This is a genomic window from Methylobacterium sp. NMS14P (assembly GCF_028583545.1).
Taxonomy (GTDB): Bacteria; Pseudomonadota; Alphaproteobacteria; order Rhizobiales; family Beijerinckiaceae; genus Methylobacterium.
The window spans coordinates 4,544,247-4,567,771 of sequence record NZ_CP087106.1 but is presented as its reverse complement, the minus strand read 5'-3'; the positions used below and the strand labels follow the sequence as shown (position 1 = coordinate 4,567,771).

Below are 23,525 nucleotides of genomic sequence, written 5' to 3'. Positions count from 1 at the left end.
CCCACAAACGTCCCGTACACCGGCGTCCCCCGACAAACCTCGACAAGGCAGGGCGGGATAATGGTTTATCAATTCCTACCCGGGACCCGGATGCCACCCGATTGCGGCGGACCCGGGTCCGGTCATTGTCGCCAGGTCCCACGCCCGGCGCCCGGTCGATGGTCTCACTGGGTTTCGTTTAAGGGGCGGTCTCGTCTCGGAAGATTGCGAACCGACCGCTCATGCGGCGTCCCGGTCAGGCTGGCTCGTGTGGCCGGCAGACCGGAGGCATGCTTCGACCGCCTCGCGTAGCGACGACACGTAGGCATCCGCGCCGACCTCGCGCCCCACGGCCGCGTCGGTGAGAACCTTCTCGCCCACCGGCCACAGGCCGACCAGGATCGGCACGCCTGGCGCCCGCCGCCGCAACCGCTCCAGCAGGTAGCGCAGGTGCGAGGGATTGCCGGTGATGTCGAGGTAGGAGACGCAGACCATCGCCACGTCCTTCATGTCAAGATCGCGGATGCCCTCGCGCGAGGCGGCTTGGTACGGGGCGACCCGGGCCCCCAGGCCGTGCTTGCGCAGCAGTTGCGCCAGCATCGCGGACGACGCCTCGTCGAGGGGGCCGCGGCCGGCGAGGCAGAGGACCGGCGTCTCCCCGCGCCAGCCATCCGGGAGCTCCTCGCGAGGCGCCGCCTGGCCGGGCACGGCCTCGGTCTTGGCGTGCGTCCTCTCGGCCAGCGTCGGGGTGTCGGCCGGGTTCACGGCCTTCGCGTCCTGGCTCGGCTCGCCGTCTTCGTGGTCCTCGAAGTCCTCGACGAGGGAACGCGACGAGGAGCGGATGTTCTCAAGCTGCGCCGGTGTTACGACCCCTCGGGCGTAGTCGTTGGCGGCGAGCTGCAGGCCCTTGAGTGCCACCTCGTCGTAGTACGAGGAGAGCGAGCGCTCCTTCAGCATCCCCTCGGCGATCTCGCGGACCTCGTCCGGGTCGCCGGCGAGCATGCGCTGGTAGAAGTTCTCCACCGGCGTCAGCGGCGGCCGGTCGCCCAGCAGGACGTCGAGGAACTCCAAACTGTCGACGTGGCGGCCGAGCACGACGAGGCAGACCGTGAACGGGGTGGCCAGGATCAGGCCGATGGGCCCCCACAGGAACCCCCAGAACAGGGTCGAGACGATGACCGCGAAGGGCGAGAGGCCGGTGGAGTGGCCGTAGAGGAGCGGCTCGACCACCTGCCCGAAGACGGGCTCGGCGATCAGGAACAGCGCCGCGGTGGCGATGACCATCGACCAGCCCGGGTCGACCGCGGCCGCGAGCGCCACTGGAAAAACGCCCGAGACGATGGCGCCGATATAAGGGATGAAGCGCATGATGGCCGAGAGCACGCCCCACAGCAGCGGGTTGGGCACGTCGATGAACCAGAGGCCGATGCCGATCAGCACGCCGAAGGCGGCGTTCATGCCGAGCTGGGCTAGGAAGTAGGTCCCGAGCCGGCCCGCGGCGTCGTCCATCGCCACGGTCGTGCGGTGCAGGTCGCTCGACCCGAACAGGCGGATCATGCGGTTCCGCAGGTCCTCGCGCTGCAGGAGCAGGAACACCACCACGACGAGCACGATGCCCACCGTGGTCAGCGGCTCGACGACCGGGCCGAGCACCTTCTCGGCCAGGGCCAACGGCGAGAGCTCGGGCTCCTGGACGCGGACGAGTTGCGCCTTGGGCGTCTCGCCCGCGGGACCCGTCTCGGCGGACGTACCGGCGGCGTCGGCCTTCTGCGTCGCGTCCTGGACCTGGTGGCTGAACTTGGCGATGACCCGGTTGGCCTCGCCGAGCCAGCCCTGCTGCAGGCCGGCGAACTTCTTCTGCACGGTGGACTGGTATTGCGGCAGGTTGCCGGCGAGCCCCGCGACCTGGGTGCCGATGACCGCCCCGATGCCGCCGAGCACCGCTAGGGCGAGCAGCACGGCGACGATGACGGAGGGCACCCGACCAAGCCTTAGGCGTCGCAGCAGGTTGACCACCGGCCCCAGGACGAAGCTGAGGAGCACCGCCAGAACGAGGGGGACAAATACCTCGCGCCCGAAGTAGAGCGCCGCGACCAGCACGACGCCGACCGCGAGGGTCAGGAGGCCGCGCAGCCCGGGCACGAGCGGCGGGGGCACCTGGGCGGGCTGCTTCGGGGCACCCGCAATGTCTGTCGGCATACGCTGGACTCCTTGCCGCGGGATGTCGCGCGGCATGCCCCTCCCAACGTCGTCGTCCCTGTTTCGTCCCCTCAAATCCTCGAACGGGTGCGTCGCCACCGAATGACGGGTGCCCCACGCGTATCGGGGAACGACGGCCTGGCGGACATCTTGCCTGGGCTGAGGTTTCCGATCTGGGGATCCGTTCATGCGCATCCGTTGCGGCTACACCCTCTCCCTCGACACGTTCGCCCCGACTTCGATGGTGCTGCTGCTCAACGTCCGGCCCGAGCGGCAATCCGACCTGCGCAGCCGCGAGGACATCGCGTTCGATCCGCCGGTCGAGGCCAGGCGGTTCCGCGACCCGTTCGGCAACGTCGCCACGCGCATCCTCGTCCCGGGCGGCCGCATCATCATGTCGACGGACTTCGAGATCGAGGACCACGGCCGGCCCGACGACCACGCGCCGGACGCCCGCGAGATCCCAGTCCACGACTTGCCGGACGAGGCGCTGCCCTTCCTGCTGGGCTCGCGCTACTGCGACACCGACAAGCTCTCGCAGACAGCCTGGAACCTGTTCGGCGGGGTGGCCCCCGGCTGGAACCGTGTCCAGGCCATCGTCGACTACGCGCACGGTCGGCTGCGCTTCGACTATATGCAGGCGGACGCCACCCGCAGCGCCTTCGACGGCCACGGCCAGCAGGTCGGCGTCTGTCGGGACTTCGCCCATCTGGCAATCACGCTCTGCCGGTGCATGAACATCCCGGCGCGCTACGCCACCGGCTACCTCGGCGACATCGGAGTGCCGAAGGACCCCGCGCCGATGGACTTCTCCGCTTGGTTCGAGGTGTACCTCGACGGGCCGGCGGGACCGCGCTGGTACACGTTTGACGCCCGGCACAATCACCCGCGCATCGGTCGCATCGTCATGGCCTACGGTCGCGACGCCACGGACTGCGCGATCACGACGAGCTTCGGACCCTCGCCCCTCGCCGGCTTCACGGTCGTCACGGACGAGGTGGTCGAGGGGACCTGACGGCGAGGAAGGTGTTCCGCGGGAGGCATCGAAGCGAGCGCCTTCCCGTGTCGGGTCGCGGACCATGGCCGCCTGGCCCGCGCGGCGGCGAAAGGTTGGGATGTGCCGGCTTGGCGGCCGGGTTGGCCGGAATGCCGGGAACGCAGCACCGCGCTATGGGCGATTGCGTTCGCGCGGGGGCCTTTCGGTATCGCGGCGACGGCCTCGGCCTGTGTCATCGTCAGCAGGGATCAGGCTCCTGCCCGGGCGTTGTCGGATGCGACCGTCCAACCGGAGCCGTTATGCTGAACCCGTTCTATGCCGCGTTCCTGCTCGCCGTGGAGGCGCAAAAGGTCATCGACTTGCGGCTGGTGCGGATCGCCTGGGGCGGCGCCGAGGTCCAGGCGGAGATGGTCTCGATGGTTGGCGAGAAGGTGGTAGCGGCCATGGAGGCCACCAACACCCTGATGGCGGGCGGCAGCCAAGGTGACGTCATCGCCCGCTACCGGGAGCTCGTCGCGGATAACACCCACCGCCTGATGGCCTGATTTAGCTTAAGGGTCGACCGAGGCCTTCACCTCAGCCGACCTAGAGGCGTATCGGCCCTTGTCTTGCGGCTTGATGTAGTGGTTGTAGGAGCCCCGTAGGTTCATCATCTGCTAGGCGTACGCGGCCATGTCCGCTTCCAGGGCGCGCCCAGGTGCACGTGAACGACTGCGTTGGGTCGGTAGCAGGCCGTCCGCTCCGGGTGGAGGCTGTGTGAGAACGCATTTGTGGTCTGGAAGGACCTGACAGCGCGTTGCGCAAAGAGGCCGGGCTTTCAGCCCCGGATGGCTGCGATGAGCGGACCGGCACCGAGGATCGCGATCACGCGCTTCATGTTGTAGGCGAGAATCTGCAGGCTCATCTCACTGGCCACGTTCTTCAGCCCCCGGGTCAGGAAGTGGGTCGCTCCCATCCAGGCTTTGAGGGTGCCGAAGACGTGCTCGACCGTCTGGCGGCGCTCACGCATCGCGTTCGGGTTCTCGTCGCGCCGGCGTTGGACGGCTTCCAGCACGTGCTCGTGTTCCCAACGCGTGACGCGCCGCTGCTCGGCGGGCGTACAAAGGTTTTTGATCGGGCAAGCCGGACAGGCCGACGTCCAGTAGCGTCGCAGGGTCATCCCGTTCTCGACCCCCTCGAAGCGGTAGGTCAGCGTCTGGTCTCCCGGACAGCGGTATGTGTCGTCGCTCGCTTGGTAGACGAAGTCCTGCTTGCCGAAGCGGCCCTCGGCCTTCGCACCGGATGTCATCGGCTTTGGCAGCGTGACCGCGATCCCCGCCCGGTCGCAGGCCAGGATCTCCTCACCCGAGAAGTAGCCGCGATCCGCCAGGACCTGGATGGTTTCCTGGTCGATGGCGCTCTGCGCCTGGCCTGCCATGTTGGCGAGTTGGGTGCGGTCGTGGCCGACGTTGGTGACCTCATGGGCGACGATGAGGTGATGCTTCGTGTCCACCGCTGCCTGAACGTTGTAGCCAACGAGCCCGGTGCCCTTGCCGTTCGTCGCCATGGCCCGCGCATCGGGGTCGGTCAGCGAGATCTGTCGGTCCGGCGCGGCCTCGACGAGTGTCTCCATCGCCTGCAGCGCGCGCAGCCGATCTCGGAGTGCGGCGAGCCGCTCCTTCAGGCGCGGGGTTCGAAGCTCCGTCACCTCGGCCTCCTGACGGTCGGCGGTATCGAGGGCCGCGAGGTAGCGCACGATGCTCGCCTCGACCTGCTCGATGCGCCTGCGGACCGCGGCCGGAGTGAAGTTTCGGTCGCGCGTGTTCACGGCCTTGAACCGACTGCCGTCAACGGCCACGATGCCCCCGGCCAGAAGACCGACCTGTCGGCAGAGCATTACGAAGTGCCGACAGGTCGCGCGAAGCGCGTCCCCGTTCTGAAGTCGGGTGCAAGGCGTCCGACCAGCCACATCAGCTCGACATTGCGGCAGGCCTCCCGCTCCAAGCGCCGGCTCGACGGGATCTGGTTGAGATATCCGTACAGGTAGAGCTTCAACAGCGTCGCGGGATGATAGCCCGGTCGGCCGGTCGCGGCGGGCCTCACGCCGGCAAAGCCAAGGGCCGTGAGATCGAGCTCATCGACAAACACATCGACGACGCGGGTCGGGTTATCCTGGGCAACGTAATCCTCCAGACAGGCAGGAAGCAACGTGACCTGATCGCGGTCTGCTGCTTGGACAAAGCGTGCCATATTTCATCTCCCACCTTGGGAGAAAGAATATCAAAATAGGCACGAACCTCGAACAAGAAGATCGCCTATGCACATCGTTCGCATATACGACGCGACTGACAACATGCTTGATTTCGACCTGCGCCATATCCTTGCAGCGCTTGGAGCACAGGCCACCGAATGCTCATGGATGGTGAGCGGTGTCGCAGCATACGACGAGGCTTTCGATGCGACGGGCGAACAGGCTGGAGGTCTCGAAGAGCTTGCCGCCTCCGGGAGACGGATTAAGGGAGATCGTCTGCGAGACCTTGCCAACGGAACCCAGCAGGTCATCTGGGGCGAGTTTCAGGCTTACGCGGATGCCAGCGCTACGGCGCCCGTATTTATTCTGCGCGCCATCGACAGCAGCTTCTACGAGGTTGCCACCAACGACCCGCATGTCCTGCAGAACCTCAGGGCGACCTTCCGCGATGTCAGGTCAGCCTGATCACCAGACGCTCTTTTCACACAGCCTCGGTGGATTTCCGCCGGTTCGCTTTCGGGCGGCGAGGCATCAAAGCTGACGTAAGCTACTCAGCCAGTGGCGCACTGACGTGCATAAAGCCCTCTTGAATCCTCGCCATGACATCACTTCGATCCATGTCGTGGCCGAGCTTCACTGCCGAAGCAAACCCCTCGGCGTTGGTATCACTGGAGTTGACCCGTTTTGGTGGATCGGTGGAACGCTTGCGGATCAGGGGTCGGCGAACGCGCTCGGTGGGGCACGTCGAGCCGCCGAGTTGACCAAGCGGTTGCTCGCATTCTCGCGGCTGCAGCCCCTGCAGCCACAGCCGACCGACGTGAACCGGTGCGTCTGCGACATATCCGAGATGCTCCGGCGCTCGCTTGGCGAAGGCATTGCGGTCGAGACGGTTCTGGGGGCGGCCTGTGGCCGGCGTTGGTCGACCGGCCGCAGCTCGAGAGCGCGATCCTCAACCTGGCCGTGAATGCCCGCGGTGCCATGGCGGGCCAGGGCCACCTCACCATCGAGACGGCGAATGCCATGCTCGATCAGGCCTACGCTGACGACCATGTCGAGGTAAAGCCCGGCCAGTATGTGGCGGTGTCGATCACCGACACGGGCGTCGGCATGGGCCAGGAGGTGATGGCCAAGGCCTTCGACCCGTTCTTCACCACGAAGAGCGTGGGGCAGGGGACGGGGCTGGGCCTGAGCCAGGTGCACGGCTTCGCCAAGCAGTCCAATGGGCACGTGAAGCTATACAGCGAGCCCGGGATTAGTACGACGGTGAGGCTCTACCTGCCGCGTAGCCGGGTCACTCCGGAAACCGCTCAGGTCGCCGCCGCGCGCCTCTCGCCGGATCTCGCCGGGCAGAAGGTTCTCGTGGTCGAGGATGAGGCCGGTGTGCGCAGCTTCGCCCTGAGCGCGTTGCGCGAGCTAGGGTGCCAAGCCATCGGCGCCGACGGACCTGAGAGGGCGCGCCGCATACTCGCCGAGCATCCCGACGTCACGATCGTGCTGACTGACGTCGTGATGCCCGGAGAAACCGGACGTGCGCTCGTCGACAGCATCCGGGACACGCATCCCGACCTCATCGTGCTGTACATGACGGGTTACACGCGCAACGCCATCGTCCACAACGGGATGCTAGATCCCGGCGTGCGCCTGCTCAGCAAGCCCTTTACCGTGTCCGATTTCGGTCGGGAGCTGCAGGCGGCTTTGGAAGAGAGGCGGCGCGCTCACGTCTCGCCCTAGGCTACACCTCGGAGCCGTCGATTGGGGGCTAACTTTAGGCCCTGCCACCTGGCGTTCATGTCGATTTGGCGTACGTTGCCCTTAGCCGAGGAAGGACGACATGGGCTTGCTCGCTTTCATCCTGATCGGTGGCCCGTGGGTGGCAGCAACGGCCTGGCTCTGGCACCGCGCTGGCGGCGTCGAGGCATGGCGGAGCGTGGTCCACGGCAAAGTGCCCAACGGACAGTAATGGGTTCCGCGTCCGCCGTGAGCCTCTAACGCTTCTGACAGGGATGGCTCCCTAAACCTGACCCGTGGGATCGTCGCCGGTGTGGCCAGGTGGCTTACGCTGTCGACTGCGCCGCAAGCCGGGGCGAGCAAATGACTGCATCGGTTATCCCCCTACCGTTGAAGGGATCTGCGCTTCGAAGTTTCGACGACACGGCTGCCGAGATGCTGGCTGGAGGCCGGGTAACAACCCTCACAGCCGCGAGGATCATCCTGCTCCTGGAAGACATCCAGGCGAAGCGGTCTGAGCTGATTGCGGTGATCGACGACCTTCAATCACGCCCGCCCAGCGGGAACGCACAGGTCGACAGGATTAACGCGGACCTGCGCGTGGAGGCCGTCAAAGGTCTCGGCCACATTGATCAGATGATCCGGCTTCTCGGTGTCTTGCAGGTCGACACTGCGATCAAGGACCCGCCGGGTTGACCAAGAACAACCCATCAGCGGTCGCGGTGCCAACATCGAGCTACCTGGATCGAGTGCCTTAATCGATTGTTAACCATGCCCCTTAAGAAATCGTTAGGAGTTGAAATTTCGGCAGGCAATCAAGCTGGATACAATTTTCTGGGTATCAGTCATCGTTGCGATCTTATGCGGCATCTTTATCTTTTGCCTTGAGCAATATGAGGAATGGATCCACGAAAACCAAGCCACCGATGAAATAGTCAGTTACGACCGCGCTTGACGGCGGAGTTAAACCCCAACTTCACCTTCACATTCGAGGACGGCTGTTTCGCCAGTAGCTTGCCGATGACCAGGATGTGTGGCCGCGCACAAAACCCGGCGAACGATCGGCAGAGTATGCCGTTGAGAGGTCACAGCCGGCCAAGCACAGCCGCCGCGATCAAGACCGCCGCACCGACGATCTTCCTCACGCGACCCGACTGACCGGATGGCTTCCTTGTGAAGTCAAACGAATTTGCATGGAGATCGTCATGAAGCTGCATCTGCTCGCCGCTGCCACCCTGGTTGCCGTCGCCACCCCCGCTCTGGCGCAGGGCATCGACAGCAAGCACAGCCCCTACCCGGCTTCCGCTTACTCAGGCTACGCCGGCAACGCCTCGGTGGTCCTGCCGGAGATCTCGGTGACCCACTACCGCGCGGCCCCGGCCTATCGGTACTCGGGCCAGCATGCAGGTGGCCCGGCCGATGCCCTGGCCCGCTGACGAGCCGACACGGCTGCGTCTCACCTGAAGCTAGGTGTGACGCAGCCTCAGGCATCGCGGGAGCCTAAGCCATGGTGTGGAAGCGCACCTGAGCAGGCGTCGGGCGCCACTTATGCACGTAACGAAGTCCCGACAGCGGTTGTGCACTGCACTGTGCGGGCTTAGGTGGAGATCGTGAAATCGCGATGGCGTCGCGGTTTTGCAGCCCTTCCCAAGGGCGTTTCCTCTCAAGACTTCGGGCCGCTCCAAAAGGGCGGCCTTTTTTCTGTTTGCATACCTGCTACAGTAACGCTTCCCCCTGCTGATGTGCCCGAGGTGTTCGCGACACCACACGGCGCTGTTGCGGGCGGACGCGCGATGATAGGTAGTGCGGACCAGTTCTCCGCACCTGACCCGTGAAGCCTCGGACGGGCGGTCGCCTGAGGGTCGGCGCAGTGCGGGGGAACTGGACACCGCGGAGCGCTGGCCCACGGCCATCATAGCTGCCGACGCAAGTCTCAATGGGCGCGGGCGCCTGGTTGGACCGAAGTCATGTTTCGAGCCAGCAGCACACCAGCAACCACTAGTGCCTGCCTCAGCACCGGCAGCATCTCCTTCGCGCCGTCCTGTTCGACAAGTCCGTGCGCGATCAGCAGGTGGTCCGCCACGGCTTCAAGGGTCGAGCCGGGTGGCGTCGTCGGGCTCATGGGGGGCGGGACGAAGTGGTTGAGGGCGCCGTAGGAACTGAGCGGTTCGGAGCCGCTGGGGGTGATCTCGGTCAGGGAGCCCAAATAGCCCAGGAAGGTGCGATCCGGTGGTCCGTAAGAGGGGACTGCGCCAATCATCACCCAGGCGTAGCTGCCATCGGCCCGACGCAGGCGAGTGCGGAGGCTGTACTCGCTCTGCTGGTCACGGGCGCCGCGCAGGAACGTGACTGCGGTCTCGTAGTCGTCGGGGTGCATGCACTTAAACCAGCCGTGTTCGACGGCCTCAGCGGCGGCTTGGCCTGTAAACGTGGTCCACTCGGGGCTGACGTAGGTCACGCCCCCATCCGCCTTCGCGACAAAAATCATCTCCAACGCTCCATGGGTCAGAGCCCCGCATTTGCGTCAGGAGCCGATCGCCGATCGGAGAGGACTACCGCGTAGTCCCTACTTATGTCGAACTTTAACTTGCATTAGCTCCTGGGTACGGCCAAGGGTTGTCACCGTTGCGTGGTACAATTTTCTCCTGGCGCCTCTCAAATGGAAAAATTCAACCCGCCAGCGCAGGTGTTGCTCTGCCGCGTCGCGGACGCACTTGGCATACCGGTAGATAGCTTCCTGACAGATCCGTTGCCCGAGGAGATGGCGCTGACCACGGAGCAATGCCTGCGCCTGTGGTCTGAAATTAAAACAGACGAGGGGCGCCAGCAGGCCTTAGAGGCTTTGAGGGCTATCGCAGAACAGGAACGGGCGTAGCGTTCTATTGGTGAAGATTGCTCACCGCATCTGGCGGAGCACCTGCTTCAGTGGAGTCACGGTCGGATCGGGGCGCTTTGCGCATCGAGTTTGATTTCGGCCACCTGCTTTTGCATCGTACAGAGCTTCGTCCGCCAGTTGATAGAGATCGGCGAGCACATAGGCTTCTTCGGTTCCTGAAACGGCAACCGCGAGCCCAATACTGACCGTCACCGCTCCAGCGCCTATGCCGGCGGAACCGATGCTCAGGGCCGATACCTCAGCATGGACCTTCTCCGCGATGCGAGCGGCCCCGGCTCGGTCAGTGTCCGGCAGCATGAGAGCGAATTCTTCGCCGCCAACGCGGCAGACGAGGTCCGCCGGGCGGTGCACGCTAGCTGAGAGGCACTGCGCCAAGCCTCGTAGCACCTCGTCCCCTACTTGGTGGCCATACCGATCGTTAAAACGCTTGAAGTGGTCGGCGTCGACGATCAGCAAAGACAGCGGCTGACCGCTCCGATGTGCTTGCGCCCAGACTGTAGACCCGACCTCGTCGAAGGCCCGGCGGTTCGGCAGGCCAGTCAGGGCATCAGTCAATGACAGCCGCTCAAGTTCCGCCTGTATGGCTTCACGGCGTCGTAACTCGCGGCCGAATAGCAAGGAAAGCGCGATCGTGAGCCCACATAGCACGAGCACGATGGTGCCAATGACGAGCGCCTTCACCCGCCACTCGGCCTCGATTTCGGCCGTTGAGAGAGCGACGTTCAGGATTAGGGGTAAGTCGCCGACCTGGCTGAAGCGGTAGTGCCGCTCGACGCCGTCTCGGACGGAGGTGTGAACGAAGCTGCCGCTGCGCTCGCGTGTGAAGCCCTGGAATGTAGGGGCACCGGCGATATTCACCCCGATATCCGCCTCTGCGAAGGGGTGGCGCATGATCCGCGTGCCGTCGCGAAGGTACAGGTTAATTGCGCCGTCGCGCCCGAGGTCGATCTGGCTGAATAGGTTCGTAAAGTAGGACAGCTTCACGCTGCCGAGGACGACACCGCCGAAAGTGCCATCAGGCTTGTTGATGCGGCGACTGAACGGAAGCATTCGCTCGCCGGTCAGGCGTGAGACGATCGGCCGGCCGATATAAAGGCCCAGCCCAGCGCGCGCTCTGTGGAGCTGAAAATACTCACGGTCGATATAGTTGCCCTTGCGCGGAGGGACCGCATCAATGTCGGCGACAATGTCGCCGTGCTCATCAATGACGATCATCACGCCCATGTCACGGGCGGTAGCAGCGCGGTCGAACAGGATTAACTGACGCAGGTCCGGTGCCATCCCGGACAGACCTGGCGTTTTGAGATTGTCGACGGCCGATTGGATCGAGAGGTCGTACATCTCGACGTTACGGGCAATATCGCGTTCCAGAACCTGCACGAGGTTCTTTGAAGTCTGCTCGGCTCGGTCCCACGCGTCCCGACGCATATCAAGGAGCATCAGGCCGGACACCATCAGCATGCCGACCGGAGCTAGAACGCCGAGCGTGATCCAAGTGCGGGCGGGACGGAACGGGCGTGCCAGTCGCTGCAGCGGAGGCATCTGATACCTCGCGATCAAACCCACAGCGGCGATGGTAGCGGGGCAAGCCTTAAGCAGCCCTTTCCGACTCGCGGAAACCGCGATCGAAGCCTGCAACATGCACGTTCTGGTCGAGGCGCGAACCCTGTTCAAGGTTTTGAAGCGGGGCTTTGAAATCAACGTCGCTTTTCAAGGCGCCTATTTTGCAGCTGCATGCGCGCTTTACAGCTCGCACTTCCTAGAGGCTGTTATGAACCTGTGGCGAGTTGAGCGGCCTGTCTGAGCATGAGGCAGACGAAAGCGACGAGGTGCAGGTCTGCCAGGGTGCTGGCATAGCGCTCGTAATCTTTGACGAGCCTGCGGAAGCGGGTCGCCCAGGCAAAAGAGCGCTCCACGACCCAACGGCGCGGGAGCAGCACGAAGCCGCGCTTAGCCTCGGGCAGCTTCACCACCTCCAGTGCAATGCCATGCTCGCGGGCTGCCGTGGCCGGCTTCTCACCGGTATAGCCCTGATCGACGAAGGCGACCTCGACGCTCTCACCGGTCGCCGCCTGCACGGCCTTGGCGAGCCGGCCCACCTGGGCCCGATCATCGGCATCGGCGGGCGTGACGTGCAGCGCCAGGAGATGGCCGAGGGTGTCCACCGCCATGTGCAGCTTCGAGCCCTTCTTGCGCTTGGCCCCATCGTAGCCGGCCCGCTCGCCGCTCTCGGGCGAGGAGCGCAAGGTCCGGCTGTCGAGCACAGCCGCCGTCGGTTCCGGCGCACGACCCGCAGCCAGACGCAGCACCGCGCGCAGATCCTCGGCCAGTTGCTCGAAGCAGCCGGCCGATAGCCAGCGCTGGGCCTGCTGATACACGGCAAACCAAGGCGGCAGATCATGCGGCATCAGCCGCCACGGGCAGCCGCTCCTGACGACGTAGCGCAGCCCGTTGAACACCTCCCGCAACGCATGCTCGCGCTGACCGGCATCCTCGTGCAGCAGCGTCAGGTAGGGCGCGACCAGCGCCCACTCCTCATCGGAAACGTCGGACGGATACGGCTGGCGGGCAGGGCTCATCCCCACCCATCTGAGCATCAGACCCACCCAGGTCCATAACAGCCTCTAGGACGGGTTGAGAGCTGAGGTTAGGGGCGCCTCACCGTGATGACGCGGTGAGATCATAGATGGCTACCTCGACGCCCACGTAGCCAAGCTGCTTGCACCAACTTGGTCTACGGCCACGGGATCGAAGGCATCTTCTGGCGGTGCGTCCAGACCAAGCCGCGATAGGAGCTTGTCAGCGTCGCGACACCTGGTCGATCGCCTAGGAAGGCATCCACAGCCTGAACAGAACGGCTGACCGCGGCTTCGATGCTCGAGGCGTCAAGCACGGCGCTGTGGGTGTCGACCCCGCCTTCTGGGCGCATGCGGGCGATCCGTAGATAGTACCGCATGACCGAAGTCCGTGTTCACAGACGAGTCACCGGCATATGGGGTCGTGACCTCGTAATCGCGAAACGCGGTAGTGCCATGACAGCGAGTCTTCAGACGTAGGGCCCGCCGAACAGATCCCCGAGCGCCTTCCTGCGGAACAACGTGCGCCAGCGTCGCCGCTGATGCTCTGGCCGGTCGTGGATCATGTGGCAACGCTGGCAGAAGGCCGCGAGGTTGGCGTCCGCGTTATTCGAGGTGTCGTGATCCCGATGGGCGGCGGCCAGGACCACGCGGGTCTGGCGCGCCCGCCTGAGGATGTCAGCTTCTACCGCAACCCGGATCCGCCTGCCCCAGCCATCACGCCACCGGCTGGCTTCCGCATCCCACCAGCGCCCGTCGCCGAGGTGGTAGACGATGCGCCCGTGCGGTCGCCCGCAGCCCTCGCAGCAGCCTTTCGCCCTCCCGAACCGTATGACGGCCGAGAGCTGCGCCCAGTCGATGGGGTAGAAGAAGCGGTGCTGGGGGCGGATCGGCATCGTGGCGGCACTCTGCCACTCGGCGTCAAGAAAGCGTAGCGGTATTCTCTGCAGGATCTGTCAGGCAGACGCGCCGTACGCTTACCATCGCGCACTTAGTGCTGCCGCAACCAGTACACCCAGCGTTGCGCCAAGCTGAGCACCAGTTAGGGCGCCAACCCAATTCCAGTTGAAGCCAATTGCGAACCCAATCGCACCAAGCACGAAGGCAATGCACAAAAGCAGGATAAACACCACTGTGCCTCGCGCGTTGGTGTGTGATTAAATCAGCATACACTCACGGAATTGTAAATACATTTGGGACATGGCAATGATATTTTGATTTCAATCCTTTTGCAACCTGAGATACCTTCGAGGAATGCCGATAAGAGAGGCGCTGACAACAATATAAGGGTTGTTTATGGCATAATATTCTGTTAACGTTGACGCGAGGCACTTATTCCCAGTCATCCGTCATCTATCTTGAGAGGTCGGATCATGGAGCCGCGGGCTGTTCTTCCTGTCTCCGTCGCTGCCGGTACGACGCAAGACATTGCCGAGATAGCCGAACGAGTCGCAGACCAATTTACCGAACAGATTAGCCTGGCAGCCGAAGCTTTGGTGCCTACAGTTTGTATGGTCCCACAAGACAGACGGTTGGCTTGGGCGTTCAAACGCGGGCTCGATGTTGGCGTGGCGGTCACGGCGTTGTTCCTACTCCTACCGCTGCTGATCCTGATCGCCGCGCTCGTCTACGCCGGCGATCGCAAAGCGCCGATCTTCCGCCACATGCGGGTGGGGCGGGACGGACGCCGCTTCGGCTGCCTGAAGTTCCGCTCCATGGTGACGGACGGCGACGCCGTGTTGGTGACGCATCTGGCCGCCAATCCTCAGGCCCGCGCCGAGTGGGCGGCCACCCACAAGCTCAGCGACGACCCGCGCGTGACCGCGATCGGCTACGTACTGCGCAAGACATCGCTGGACGAGCTGCCGCAGCTCTGGAATGTGCTGCGCGGTGAGATGAGCTTGGTCGGTCCGCGCCCGATCGTGCCTGCCGAAGTCGCCCGCTACGGGCGGGCCTTCCCGACCTGTTTCGCCATGGCGCCGGGTGTGACCGGGCTGTGGCAGGTCTCGGGCCGCTCCGACACGACCTATGCCGAGCGCGTGGCCCTGGATCTGGACTACGCCACCCGTTGGACCCTGCACCGAGATCTCGCCATCATGCTCCGCACCGTACCCGCCGTCCTCGCGCAACGCGGAAGCAAGTGAGCGCTTGAGTTTCGAGGCGCACCAGCGGGCGAACTGATGCCGCCCCGGCGCTCTGAGGATCCCAATGCGATTGCCCCCGTCAGGATCGAGGTCATCTCGCGACGAGGTCTGAGCCAGGTCGAGGCCGGCCGGTACGTCGGGGTCAGCATGCCAACGTTCGACATGCTCGTGAGCGAAGGGCAGATACCCCAGCCTTTCCGGGTTGGCCGTCGGGTCATCTGGGATCTGCGCAAGTTGGATGCCGCCTTTGACGTGCTGAGCGGCCCGGAGGAGGGCCCCGGCTGGGAGGACTGGGACGACCCAAAGAAGCGGATCATCCCTTTGTAGCCACCGGCAGAGCTACCGTTGTCGCCCGGCGCCCGCGCCGCTACACGCCCATGCTTGAGGATGACGCCGGGGCCTGGATGAGCGATGTTGTGGCCGCTCTCCTGCTGGCCTTGGCGGCCGAGAACGCCGAGCTGCGGGAGGAACTGGCCTCGGCCCAGGACATGCTCGTGGAAACCGCGATCGACGCCGGCAACATGCACGCCCTAGTCAAGGCCATGCGGACCGAGCGGGATGCGTGGCAAGAGGAAGCCGAGCAGTTGCGGGCGCAGGCGATGCGCAGGGCCTGACGCCTCGACACGCGCCCCGCCGACCGCCATCTTGAGCTTATGCCCGCACAGCACGGCCAGACCTACGATCCGCAGGAGGAGTCAGCGTTCCGGGGCGGGTAGTTCAGGGCTTCACACGACCGTAATCCGACGGTGTCTCATGCATCAACGTAACTGCCTCGATGCGTCCGACGTGCGCATCCTCATGGCTGCGGGACGCGCAGAGGCTGAACGGCGCAGCCTTCCGGTGACGTTCGCGATTGTCGATGAGGCAGGCGTATTACTCGCCCTTGAACGCCTCGACGGCGCGCGGCTTCACACGCCGGAGGCGGCTTGGTTGAAGGCTCGGACGGCCGCGATCACGCGCACGTCGACCCAGGATCTTCAGGGAGCGATCCAGGCGAACGCGGCGCTTCTCGCCTTTCCAGATCGCCTACCTCTGACGGGTGGATTGCCGCTGCTGGTCGGCGACGAGATCGTGGGCGGCGTCGGTTCGTCCGGTGGCGAGCCCGAGGACGATCTAGCCGTGTGTCACGCCGTGTACGAGGCGCTCCGACGGCTGCCCCTCCCTGGCTAAGCGTCTGCGGCCGGGCTGGACGCACGCAACGTCGCCCACGTCATCATCAGATGACCCAACCGCATCAGCCGATGGGGTGCCGAGACCCCGCCGTAGCTCGGCCGTTTGTGTCTTGCGTCGATCCGGTATGGATAGGGGGCCTCTCATACGGAGGCGCACCTATGTCGGACGAGAACGAGACCCCCGAGCCCACCTCGAGACGCCCAGGTTGGACACCCGCGGCCCGGAAGTCCCGCAAGGGCATGTCGAAGCGGCTGAAGCACAGCCTCGATGCCCACGCCGAGACCGAGGGCGAGCGCCGTCAGAACCGCCTGAAGACCGGCACGCCGAAGCGGGACGATGTCGGCAGGGCGGTGCTGCACGCGGTGCTGCGAGCCATGGATCGGAACCCGCATCTGGAGGGCCCCAGGAGATACGGCGCTACACGATCGCCCTGCTCGGCCAAGCGCTCTTCAACAAGGAGGAGGCCGAGCGGGTGATCGCCGACATGATCGTCCGAGCCGACCACGACTTCGAGGAGTCGATCTACGGCCGCGCTTTCCGGGCGTGGCTCGATGGCGGGTGCCGGGGGCCTCGTCCCGAACGAAAGGGCGATGACAAAGGCAAAGTGCGGTCGATCCCGCGGCGGCCGGACGGCACGATGCCCTGGACGAACACGACGCCTCGTCCGCCGGGCTCGAGGCGCCGGAAGCAATCATCGGATGATGCTGCCTGAGCGGTCATCGGCTGGCTTCTACTAACGGGGGGCCGAGGTGAATTCTGGGTGCGCCGGGGTCCTCACCCGACCGCCCAGAACAGCGGGAGCGCACCGGCCAGGAACAGAGCCGACGAGAGGAGCACGGCGAGGCGCTCGCGATGGTGCAGGACGAAGGCGTGAGGGCTGGCGAACATGGCAAGGCCGGATCGGGAGTGAGGTCAGCACGCTCGCTCCTGAACCTTGACGGATCGGGGGCGCTTCGCGCTGTCCACAGGTGATGGCCGATCCCTGTCGCTACCGAGCCACATCCTTCTGGATGTGCTTGGGCGCACCTCACGGAGGCAGCGTCGGGCGTAGCCCTTCCTCAAGGCCGCTATCGCCCCTCTGCGGCCCGATCCAGCGGCGCAGTGACCTCACGGGTTGCTGCGCCGTTGTCGTTCTGGGTCCTTGCCCGAGAAGGCGGAAGCACCAGGAACGGCGTGACAGTCGACGCTGGCGCAAAAGGCGCGGGCCGAGCCCTCAGGGGGCCGGCCCGCTTGCCGTTCGGTTTCGCCTGTCAGAAGCCGTAGCGACGCCGCAACATAGCTGACCGCCGTCGGCGGCTGCCATCCGTAGCGACCGCCTTGCGCCGTTAACGCTTCCTCAAGAATGTCGCTTCTGCAGGGCTAGCGATGTCAGCACGAATGGAATGCCTCTCCGTGCCGGTCACGGTCACGACAGAGCGCCCATCCTTCGCGAACCGCTTGTCGGCCTGCGAAGCCCACTCGTCAGCAGACGGGAGGGGAAGCCCGAGCTGGCGGGCGAGCGAGACGAGGTCCTTCAAACGGCCGGTCTGGGTCTTGCGCCGCAGGTTGAGCCGATGGGTCTCCACAGTGCGAACACTCAATGCCAGGCGCCGGGCGACCTCCTTGTTGCTGAATCCGGCGCAAAGGAAGCAAAGGACGTCAATTTCACGGGGCGACAAACCGAAGTTGCAGCTCTGGCCCGATTTCATGACGCCTGGCTGCTCCCGGGGAACGAGGCAAGCCGCTCCCTCCACAAGCGCGAGAAGCGCCACTCTCAGTTCCTGCTGCGAATGTGGGCGCCCAACGAACGCGTCAGCACCCGCGTCCAACAGAGCTTTGGAGTGGCTAGCGGTCAGCGCGTCAAAGATCAGTAGGATGCGCAGGTCCTGCCGACGCTTCCTTAGGCCGGCAACGCGCTCAATCCCGCCCGCAAGCTTGTCCGCGCTAAGACAGATCACGGCGACCCTGGGCTCATCAGCGGCGTTCTCCAAGGCGGTCTCGCCTAGCAAGCTGATCCCTGGCAAGTGCTCCAGAGCAGCGCGCGCAGTTGCGCTCAGGTCTTGCGGTTCATCCAGGATCAGGACGCCAACGGTCGTACTCATAAACTCGCACCTTTTGCCTCCGGGTTCGATGTACCGAACCGGGATCAGAAGCGGACTTGCGAGGAATTTTTAGGTGCTTGTGGCGATCAATCATATATGCGCTGGATATTATCCAAATGTGATTTCAGGTAAATTTTCCAGATAATTATAATATACTAAAATTTACAGAATTGAAATCTTAGGCGCGTCCTTATGTCTGGATATAAACCGATTTAGATCCAAATAAAGTCTATGACTGTGACACAGATTGTAATTGGCTATGGCTCAAGAACACCACTCAACGCGCGGTTGAATGTCGCGGTATGGGTGGCCGATCAGTGTTTTCCGTTCCGCCGAGCCTGATCCGTCTCCTCAGCCGCGACTGCTTCAACGGCGGCAATGACGTTCTCCAGTTCGGCGACCTGACGGATCGCGCTCTGCGCCGGCAGGCCATCATGCTCGGCCATAGCCAGGATGAGGGTGCGCTGGTGCGCCTTGAGGCGTTCGAGGAGGGCATCGAGCTTGTCGGACATGGGCAGGCTGTAGCTGCAAGATGCCGGCTGGGCCAATACCAGCGCCTCGACACCCGCGGTGACGTTCGCCATCCTAGAAATATGCTCGAGCAGCAGGATTAGATCTACGACCCGCAGAAGAGGCCGGCCTTACAGAAAGGCTTGGCTAGGCATGCTCGATCTCTCGCCCTCGGCCACCTCTCAGGCGCGCGCTGGGCGCTGGTCCTTTTCACGCTCGCGAGCTGCAATGCGGTCGCCGGGCCGGCCAAGGCGCCTGAAGCTGCGCTGCCTCAAGACGCTGCTCGCCTCGACCAGGCCGCACGGATGATCGTCCGCGTGACCCTCATCGGCCAGAACTGCGCACCGTTCTACGCTGTCGATCAGGCCCAACTGCAGGAGATCGGAACCACGCTTTTCTCCCAGTCGCTCGACCGCTTCGGTCAGGACCGGCTGCTGAAGGCCATGAATGTTGCCGAGACCGAAGACACAGCGGCGCTCCGCGAGAGCGGTGCCGCGTTCTGGTGTCCTCTCCAGCGGGCCTACCTGAACAGCCTGAGGATGCGAGGCTTGATCGGGGGACAGCGGTAAGGGCCAGATCCAGGTCCCGACAGACGAGCTGACGCTTTGTGCGGCCGGATCAGCTCCGCGCCCGCACCCCGTGCTGTTGCAGCATCGTGAAGAACTTCGACGGGTCGTACACCCGAGCACGCAGGCGAGCGCACATGACAGTTTACGGGTAGCGGCTGAAACAGACCCCCAAAATCCCCCAAACCCCCATGTGGCTGAGCCGCAGGCGCGAAGCGCCATGTCAGGCCCGCTGCATCTCCGTGTCGGTGCTCGACGGCAGGAGTTCAACCCGACAGGCGTAGGCGATGCCACTCAGCAGGATCAGGAGCACGAAGGCGGGGAGCGGCATCAGAGCCGGATCGCCGGCGAGCAGGTGGCTGCCGACCGCACCGGCCATGAGCACCGCGAGCAATCCCGCTCCGAGGGCGACGCACCCGCGGGCCCAGAGCAGCACCGCCCCAAACAGCTGCAGGGTGCCGACCACGTACATGAACCAAAGCGGGTAGCCGAAGCGGGCGAAACCCTCGACCTCGAACGGCACAGCGGCGAACTTCATGCCGGCCGCTGCCAGGAACACCACCGTCAGCAGGCCGCGCAGTACCGTGCCGCCGACGCGTCGCCGATCCCAGACTCTCGTCATCGCTTTCCCCTCTTCCTCGCTGCTGCGGATCAGCTTGGGCGGTTCACACGAAGTGAGCCGGTAGCGCCGCAGTCTGCGCGACCTGAAGGAGGGCGAGGACCAAGCCCGACATCATCGACCAAGCCACGATGTGGTCGGTCACGGTCATGCCCCGGGTCATCATCTTGGTGGCCATCGTTCGTCCCCTTGTCTGTGCAGCCGTGGGTCGGCTGTCCTGGGGCGGCCTTATGGTTAAGCTCGGTTGCGCCGATATTGCTTCGATTGTTGCGTGTGGCGGTGCCAAATCAGTTTGTCGGCCGCGCCTTGGCGCCTCTCCGTGCCGAAAACTTTATTCACGGTCAGCCAGCCACCCTCACCCGTTGAGCCTGAAAGGAGACACCATGTCGAACGTCATCACCCTGCCGCCCCCCGCGAAGGCCGACGCCTCGACAGCGCGCTATCAGGAGGTTGCCGTGTACGGGCACGCCGGCCCTCTCACCGTCACCCTGGCCCGCCGTGAGGATGCCGCCGGCTGGCTGCATGTCCTGCTGCTCGGATCCGCTGTCGGTCTGGAGATCATCGCCAGCCTGCCGGACGATGAGAAGGGCCGCGCTGTCGCCGACTTCGTGGGCCCTGCCGTGCTGCGCACCGCGGAGCTGACCGAGACGGAGTTCGCTGCAGGGCCGACTCGGGGGGCCTGCTGATGTTCGAGTCAGCTTACGTTTCCACATCAGCAGGATCGTCCCACCGGATACGGCGAGGACGCGCCATGGGTGCGGCCGCGGCAATGCCGATCCGAGTTGCGGCAGCCACAACCGCTATGATGAGGCAGATGAAGAACAGCTGGTCGAGCATAGCACCGCCCTCAGATGTAGGCTCGGGCGACGAGATGGCGGCGTGCCGAGCGCTGGCGCGCGCGTGCGTTGTGCAATCGCCGCATCTGCTCCTGGAGAATTTCGTCCTCATGCGGAGGCCGAATTGTTATCGCTGTGGGCTGCGGAACGCTCAAACGGTCCTCGCGCTGCGGATAGATTGGTTTCATGGCCGCCCTCCTCCGTAGTAATTACGGAGAAGCTTAGCCATTCGTTAACCAATTGCAACCCGGCGGCGTGGATAAGCGCTGAAGCCGTCGACAGCCGATTGCGTCCTGCCCTTCCTGTGGGTGCCATAACCCTTGTGACGAGGCCGATCACGAGTTGTAGCTCGCCTTCACACGAAGTGCGGCGGCAGGATCATGAACTGCGCGTGCACGATCAGGCTGAACGCCATGGCAGCCGTCACGACGGCGTCGACGAGGCGGTTCGTCAGGGTGATCGGCTTGGTCATCGTGGCCTCGTCAGCTCGGCTGTTCCGAGGCCGCCTTATGGCCAAGCTAGATGTCTCGAGGATTGCTCCGATTGTTGCGTCGAGGAGCGAGAGCCGGAAGGGCTTCGCGAGGTGCCCTCCCAGCCGGTTCAATTCACGCGAAGTGCGCCGGCAGGCTCAGAGCCTACGCGTAGGTCACCAGCGCGATCGCGCCAGCCATCAGGGTAGCGGCTATGGTGATGCGGTTCGTCCAGGTCATTGTCGACTCCATCAGGTTCGCGATTGTCGTCGCGGTGTTACCCTGATGTATGCTCAAGCTTACGGGCTCGGCGTGCTCTGGAGCACCCGCAAAGACGGAGCTGTCCAGGAGTCGTGACCGCTGCAGTCGCCTTCGTGGCCTGTGCTGCTGTCAGGGCACGGAGCGCCTATCGAAAACGTCTGGAAGGGCCCCTCGCCTCTATGCCCTACGTCAACAGTGCCGTTCAGCTCTGTCTGATAGCACTCGCGTCCTTCGTCGTTGCGAAAATACTGCCATAAATGTTCGTCAGTATAGGAAGTAGACCTAGGATTAAATCTTTAGCGGAACCCAATCTTCGGCTTCATATCAATCTCAATCGCCCTCAGTGCATTCTCGAATGCTTTGTCTTCAGTCAAGAAAGACCGGTCAGAGCGCTCAATCAGTTTGCCGCTTCTCCGAAGGGTCCATCCAAACTGGCCTTCCGGCTTCTTTAGCGGTTCCACGGTGATTGAATAGGGGTGCGGCACATCGAGCGTCATCGCCGAGCTATGCCGCCTTCACGTCTCGGCCGCAACCATGATGTTCAGCGACGAGGATCAATCCTGTGAGGTCGTGCCGAGCACCGCAAATGATGGCGACAGCGGCGCCAGGTTTGGCTCTTCACCTGGGAATGTTTGCCCGAATTCGCGGCAACTTCAGCAGCCGGCCGCATGGTCAGCATGACGCGGATGGCTGTGATCCAGGAGAGTCACAGGACGATCATGCAGGAAGCCCGCCGTAGAGTCGCGATGCAGACGGATCCCGATTTCGGAGACGCCGTCATAGGCGCATTCAAGCTAGTCGAAGACGCCTATGCACGGGGCGTCATCTCGCCGAAGCGTCGAGGTGAACTGCTTGAACTGCTGGCAAACGATGGGGCAGGTCTGTTCGAGGTACGTGAGTACGAGAAGCCTCGTCCCGATCCCACGGTAATGAGCATCGGCGTGTTCTTGGAACCAACCGCAGCCTTCCTGAACGAGCTTGGATTGTCAGGGCTAGAGACGACCTCGCTTGAGCAAGCCAGCTCTGACACCGACGTGAAGCGCTAGAGGCAAGCACGCCGGGACGGATGCCCCGGCGCGGCAGTGTTTCTTAGCGACAGATGCGGCGCGGGCCGACCGGGGTACGGCGCACGACGCAATACGGGCCAGGCCGGAAGCCACGGGCGATCGGGCGGCAGCGGCCGAGGGGGCCACGAGCGAAGCCGGGACCACAGCCCACAGCTACGGTGGTGACGTGGGCAGCGCCCGCGAGGGTTCCGGCACCGATCGGCGCAAGAGGTGCAGCGCTAGCTGCGGATGCGAAGCCGAGACCGCCAACGAGAGCGGCTGTGGCAGCGAGCATCTTCAGGTGCGTCATGGTCATCCCCCACGAGGTCAAGCGCATGCGCCGCCCCGCAGGCCTTGTCGTAGCGAAGCCGGAGCCTGTAAGTTGCTGTTTTCTGATCGCCCGGTTGTCATAAGGAACCGATTGTATCAGCCTAGGTCAACAAGCGCCTGAGAGAGAACACGTGTCCAAATTGATCTTCGTCAATCTGCCGGTCGAGAACCTTGACCGATCCATCGCCTTTTACGAGGCTATTGGCGCCCGAAAGAACCCGCAATTCTCCGACGACACCGGTGCTTGCATGGTTCTATCCGATGTCATTCACGTGATGATCCTGACCCACGACAAATTTAAGCGCTTCGCGATCCGGCCGATCCCGGATGTGCGGGCAACCGGGAACGAGGTGCTGCTCTGCCTATCTGCCGATAGCAAGACCGAGGTCGACGCCCTCGTGACTGCTGCCGCGAGTGCCGGCGGACGCGCCGACGTCAACGCGCCTGACGACCACGGCTTCATGTACGGCCGCTCCTTTGAGGATCCGGACGGCCACGTTTGGGAGACGATGTGGATGGACATGGCGGGTTTCCAGGCGGCGCAGGGTTAGGTCGGCAGCAGCACATCTTGAGAGCGCGTCGATGTCCGCCGGCGCCTCGCCCCGGCTGAGCCGAGCCGCGTCGCCCGGCTTGGGGCCTCGTCCTGAGCGACCGAGTAGGTAGCGTCGCTCAGCGTTCCGGCGTCGTGCCGGCACGCGTCGTCAACCTACACGACCTTCACTCCGTCAGGCTTGTCCACTCCGGAGCATCGCCGGCAGATGCCGGGGTACCCGGCACCGACGCCAAGCCGAGTGGCCGCTTTTCGGTAGTGGCTCAACGTCGGTTCGCCACCCCGAGCTGAAGTTGTCAGGTGGCCGACGAGTGTCCGCTTCCGGGAAGCGCGG

The 23,525-nt window shown here is 64.1% G+C and carries 26 protein-coding genes and 1 pseudogene; 16 read left to right on the top strand and 11 right to left on the bottom strand.

Annotation, left to right across the window (positions count from 1 at the left end):
• Positions 1 to 219: 219 nt before the first annotated feature.
• Positions 220 to 2,178, bottom strand: coding sequence for an AI-2E family transporter (locus LOK46_RS21740; RefSeq protein ID WP_273560488.1), 1,959 nt, complete (start codon positions 2,176 to 2,178; stop codon positions 220 to 222).
• A 187-nt stretch (positions 2,179 to 2,365) separates the two neighbouring features.
• Between LOK46_RS21740 and LOK46_RS21735 the strand changes: the two genes are divergently transcribed.
• Both LOK46_RS21735 and LOK46_RS21730 read left to right on the top strand, forming a co-directional pair.
• Positions 2,366 to 3,193, top strand: a complete 828-nt coding sequence (locus LOK46_RS21735) for a transglutaminase-like domain-containing protein (RefSeq protein ID WP_273560487.1) — start codon at positions 2,366 to 2,368, stop codon at positions 3,191 to 3,193.
• A gap of 281 nt (positions 3,194 to 3,474) precedes the next feature.
• A complete protein-coding gene (locus tag LOK46_RS21730) occupies positions 3,475 to 3,720 on the top strand; it encodes a hypothetical protein (RefSeq protein ID WP_273560486.1) in 246 nt (81 codons plus the stop codon).
• Between the two features lie 272 nt (positions 3,721 to 3,992).
• Here LOK46_RS21730 and LOK46_RS21725 read toward each other — a convergent pair.
• Positions 3,993 to 5,404 (bottom strand): annotated as a pseudogene (locus LOK46_RS21725) (IS1182 family transposase).
• Positions 5,405 to 5,471: 67 nt separating this feature from the next.
• On the opposite strand from LOK46_RS21725, the gene LOK46_RS21720 reads away from it, so the two are divergent.
• The 4 genes from LOK46_RS21720 (at position 5,472) to LOK46_RS21705 (ending at position 8,569) form a co-directional block, all read left to right on the top strand.
• Positions 5,472 to 5,870 carry a hypothetical protein gene (locus LOK46_RS21720; RefSeq protein WP_273560485.1) on the top strand — a complete coding sequence of 133 codons (399 nt, stop codon included), beginning with the start codon at positions 5,472 to 5,474 and terminating at the stop codon, positions 5,868 to 5,870.
• 450 nt (positions 5,871 to 6,320) lie between these two features.
• Positions 6,321 to 7,136, top strand: a complete 816-nt coding sequence (locus LOK46_RS21715; protein ID WP_273560484.1) for an ATP-binding protein — start codon at positions 6,321 to 6,323, stop codon at positions 7,134 to 7,136.
• A 318-nt stretch (positions 7,137 to 7,454) separates the two neighbouring features.
• On the top strand, positions 7,455 to 7,829 hold the full coding sequence (locus tag LOK46_RS21710; RefSeq protein WP_273560483.1) for a hypothetical protein: 375 nt from the start codon (positions 7,455 to 7,457) through the stop codon (positions 7,827 to 7,829).
• A gap of 509 nt (positions 7,830 to 8,338) precedes the next feature.
• The gene (locus LOK46_RS21705) at positions 8,339 to 8,569 is read left to right on the top strand and encodes a hypothetical protein (protein WP_273560482.1); all 231 of its coding nucleotides are present in this window, start codon (positions 8,339 to 8,341) and stop codon (positions 8,567 to 8,569) included.
• 497 nt (positions 8,570 to 9,066) lie between these two features.
• On the opposite strand, the gene LOK46_RS21700 is transcribed toward LOK46_RS21705, so the two are convergent.
• Positions 9,067 to 9,591: a PAS domain-containing protein gene (locus LOK46_RS21700; protein WP_273560481.1), complete on the bottom strand. Its 525-nt coding sequence runs from the start codon at positions 9,589 to 9,591 to the stop codon at positions 9,067 to 9,069.
• Positions 9,592 to 9,792: 201 nt separating this feature from the next.
• Between LOK46_RS21700 and LOK46_RS21695 the strand changes: the two genes are divergently transcribed.
• Positions 9,793 to 10,008, top strand: a complete 216-nt coding sequence (locus LOK46_RS21695) for a hypothetical protein (RefSeq protein ID WP_273560480.1) — start codon at positions 9,793 to 9,795, stop codon at positions 10,006 to 10,008.
• A 21-nt stretch (positions 10,009 to 10,029) separates the two neighbouring features.
• Here LOK46_RS21695 and LOK46_RS21690 read toward each other — a convergent pair whose 3' ends face one another.
• From LOK46_RS21690 to LOK46_RS21680, 3 genes are all read right to left on the bottom strand, one after another.
• On the bottom strand, positions 10,030 to 11,571 hold the full coding sequence (locus LOK46_RS21690) for a sensor domain-containing diguanylate cyclase (RefSeq protein ID WP_273560479.1): 1,542 nt from the start codon (positions 11,569 to 11,571) through the stop codon (positions 10,030 to 10,032).
• 227 nt (positions 11,572 to 11,798) lie between these two features.
• Positions 11,799 to 12,608: an IS5 family transposase gene (locus tag LOK46_RS21685; protein WP_273560478.1), complete on the bottom strand. Its 810-nt coding sequence runs from the start codon at positions 12,606 to 12,608 to the stop codon at positions 11,799 to 11,801.
• 467 nt (positions 12,609 to 13,075) lie between these two features.
• The gene (locus LOK46_RS21680) at positions 13,076 to 13,501 is read right to left on the bottom strand and encodes a hypothetical protein (RefSeq protein WP_273560477.1); all 426 of its coding nucleotides are present in this window, start codon (positions 13,499 to 13,501) and stop codon (positions 13,076 to 13,078) included.
• A 615-nt stretch (positions 13,502 to 14,116) separates the two neighbouring features.
• On the opposite strand from LOK46_RS21680, the gene LOK46_RS21675 reads away from it, so the two are divergent.
• The 5 genes from LOK46_RS21675 to LOK46_RS21655 all read left to right on the top strand — a co-directional run bounded on the left by LOK46_RS21675 (position 14,117) and on the right by LOK46_RS21655 (position 16,398).
• Positions 14,117 to 14,749, top strand: a complete 633-nt coding sequence (locus tag LOK46_RS21675) for a sugar transferase (protein WP_443192905.1) — start codon at positions 14,117 to 14,119, stop codon at positions 14,747 to 14,749.
• A gap of 36 nt (positions 14,750 to 14,785) precedes the next feature.
• Entirely contained in the window at positions 14,786 to 15,076 is a 291-nt protein-coding gene (locus LOK46_RS21670; RefSeq protein ID WP_273560475.1) for a helix-turn-helix transcriptional regulator, read from the top strand.
• A 77-nt stretch (positions 15,077 to 15,153) separates the two neighbouring features.
• On the top strand, positions 15,154 to 15,363 hold the full coding sequence (locus tag LOK46_RS21665) for a hypothetical protein (RefSeq protein ID WP_273560474.1): 210 nt from the start codon (positions 15,154 to 15,156) through the stop codon (positions 15,361 to 15,363).
• Between the two features lie 139 nt (positions 15,364 to 15,502).
• The gene (locus LOK46_RS21660; protein ID WP_273560473.1) at positions 15,503 to 15,919 is read left to right on the top strand and encodes a GlcG/HbpS family heme-binding protein; all 417 of its coding nucleotides are present in this window, start codon (positions 15,503 to 15,505) and stop codon (positions 15,917 to 15,919) included.
• A 161-nt stretch (positions 15,920 to 16,080) separates the two neighbouring features.
• On the top strand, positions 16,081 to 16,398 hold the full coding sequence (locus tag LOK46_RS21655; RefSeq protein ID WP_273560472.1) for a hypothetical protein: 318 nt from the start codon (positions 16,081 to 16,083) through the stop codon (positions 16,396 to 16,398).
• An 849-nt stretch (positions 16,399 to 17,247) separates the two neighbouring features.
• On the opposite strand, the gene LOK46_RS21650 is transcribed toward LOK46_RS21655, so the two are convergent.
• Both LOK46_RS21650 and LOK46_RS21645 read right to left on the bottom strand, forming a co-directional pair.
• Positions 17,248 to 18,003, bottom strand: coding sequence for a LuxR C-terminal-related transcriptional regulator (locus LOK46_RS21650; RefSeq protein WP_273560471.1), 756 nt, complete (start codon positions 18,001 to 18,003; stop codon positions 17,248 to 17,250).
• A 314-nt stretch (positions 18,004 to 18,317) separates the two neighbouring features.
• On the bottom strand, positions 18,318 to 18,587 hold the full coding sequence (locus tag LOK46_RS21645; protein WP_273560470.1) for a hypothetical protein: 270 nt from the start codon (positions 18,585 to 18,587) through the stop codon (positions 18,318 to 18,320).
• 243 nt (positions 18,588 to 18,830) lie between these two features.
• On the opposite strand from LOK46_RS21645, the gene LOK46_RS21640 reads away from it, so the two are divergent.
• The gene (locus tag LOK46_RS21640; RefSeq protein WP_273560469.1) at positions 18,831 to 19,082 is read left to right on the top strand and encodes a hypothetical protein; all 252 of its coding nucleotides are present in this window, start codon (positions 18,831 to 18,833) and stop codon (positions 19,080 to 19,082) included.
• A 220-nt stretch (positions 19,083 to 19,302) separates the two neighbouring features.
• Here LOK46_RS21640 and LOK46_RS21635 read toward each other — a convergent pair whose 3' ends face one another.
• Together LOK46_RS21635 and LOK46_RS21630 are read right to left on the bottom strand one after the other, a co-directional pair.
• On the bottom strand, positions 19,303 to 19,701 hold the full coding sequence (locus LOK46_RS21635; RefSeq protein WP_273560468.1) for a DoxX family protein: 399 nt from the start codon (positions 19,699 to 19,701) through the stop codon (positions 19,303 to 19,305).
• Positions 19,702 to 19,744: 43 nt separating this feature from the next.
• Positions 19,745 to 19,876: a hypothetical protein gene (locus LOK46_RS21630; protein WP_273560467.1), complete on the bottom strand. Its 132-nt coding sequence runs from the start codon at positions 19,874 to 19,876 to the stop codon at positions 19,745 to 19,747.
• A 205-nt stretch (positions 19,877 to 20,081) separates the two neighbouring features.
• On the opposite strand from LOK46_RS21630, the gene LOK46_RS21625 reads away from it, so the two are divergent.
• Together LOK46_RS21625 and LOK46_RS21615 are read left to right on the top strand one after the other, a co-directional pair.
• Positions 20,082 to 20,384 carry a hypothetical protein gene (locus LOK46_RS21625; protein WP_273560466.1) on the top strand — a complete coding sequence of 101 codons (303 nt, stop codon included), beginning with the start codon at positions 20,082 to 20,084 and terminating at the stop codon, positions 20,382 to 20,384.
• A gap of 1,549 nt (positions 20,385 to 21,933) precedes the next feature.
• On the top strand, positions 21,934 to 22,311 hold the full coding sequence (locus LOK46_RS21615) for a hypothetical protein (RefSeq protein ID WP_273560464.1): 378 nt from the start codon (positions 21,934 to 21,936) through the stop codon (positions 22,309 to 22,311).
• Between the two features lie 43 nt (positions 22,312 to 22,354).
• Here the strand turns inward: LOK46_RS21615 and LOK46_RS32940 are convergent, their stop codons facing one another.
• Positions 22,355 to 22,621, bottom strand: a complete 267-nt coding sequence (locus tag LOK46_RS32940) for a GCG_CRPN prefix-to-repeats domain-containing protein (protein ID WP_273560463.1) — start codon at positions 22,619 to 22,621, stop codon at positions 22,355 to 22,357.
• A gap of 151 nt (positions 22,622 to 22,772) precedes the next feature.
• Here LOK46_RS32940 and LOK46_RS21605 point away from each other — a divergent pair, with 151 nt between their 5' ends.
• On the top strand, positions 22,773 to 23,192 hold the full coding sequence (locus tag LOK46_RS21605; protein WP_273560462.1) for a VOC family protein: 420 nt from the start codon (positions 22,773 to 22,775) through the stop codon (positions 23,190 to 23,192).
• Positions 23,193 to 23,525 lie beyond the last annotated feature (333 nt).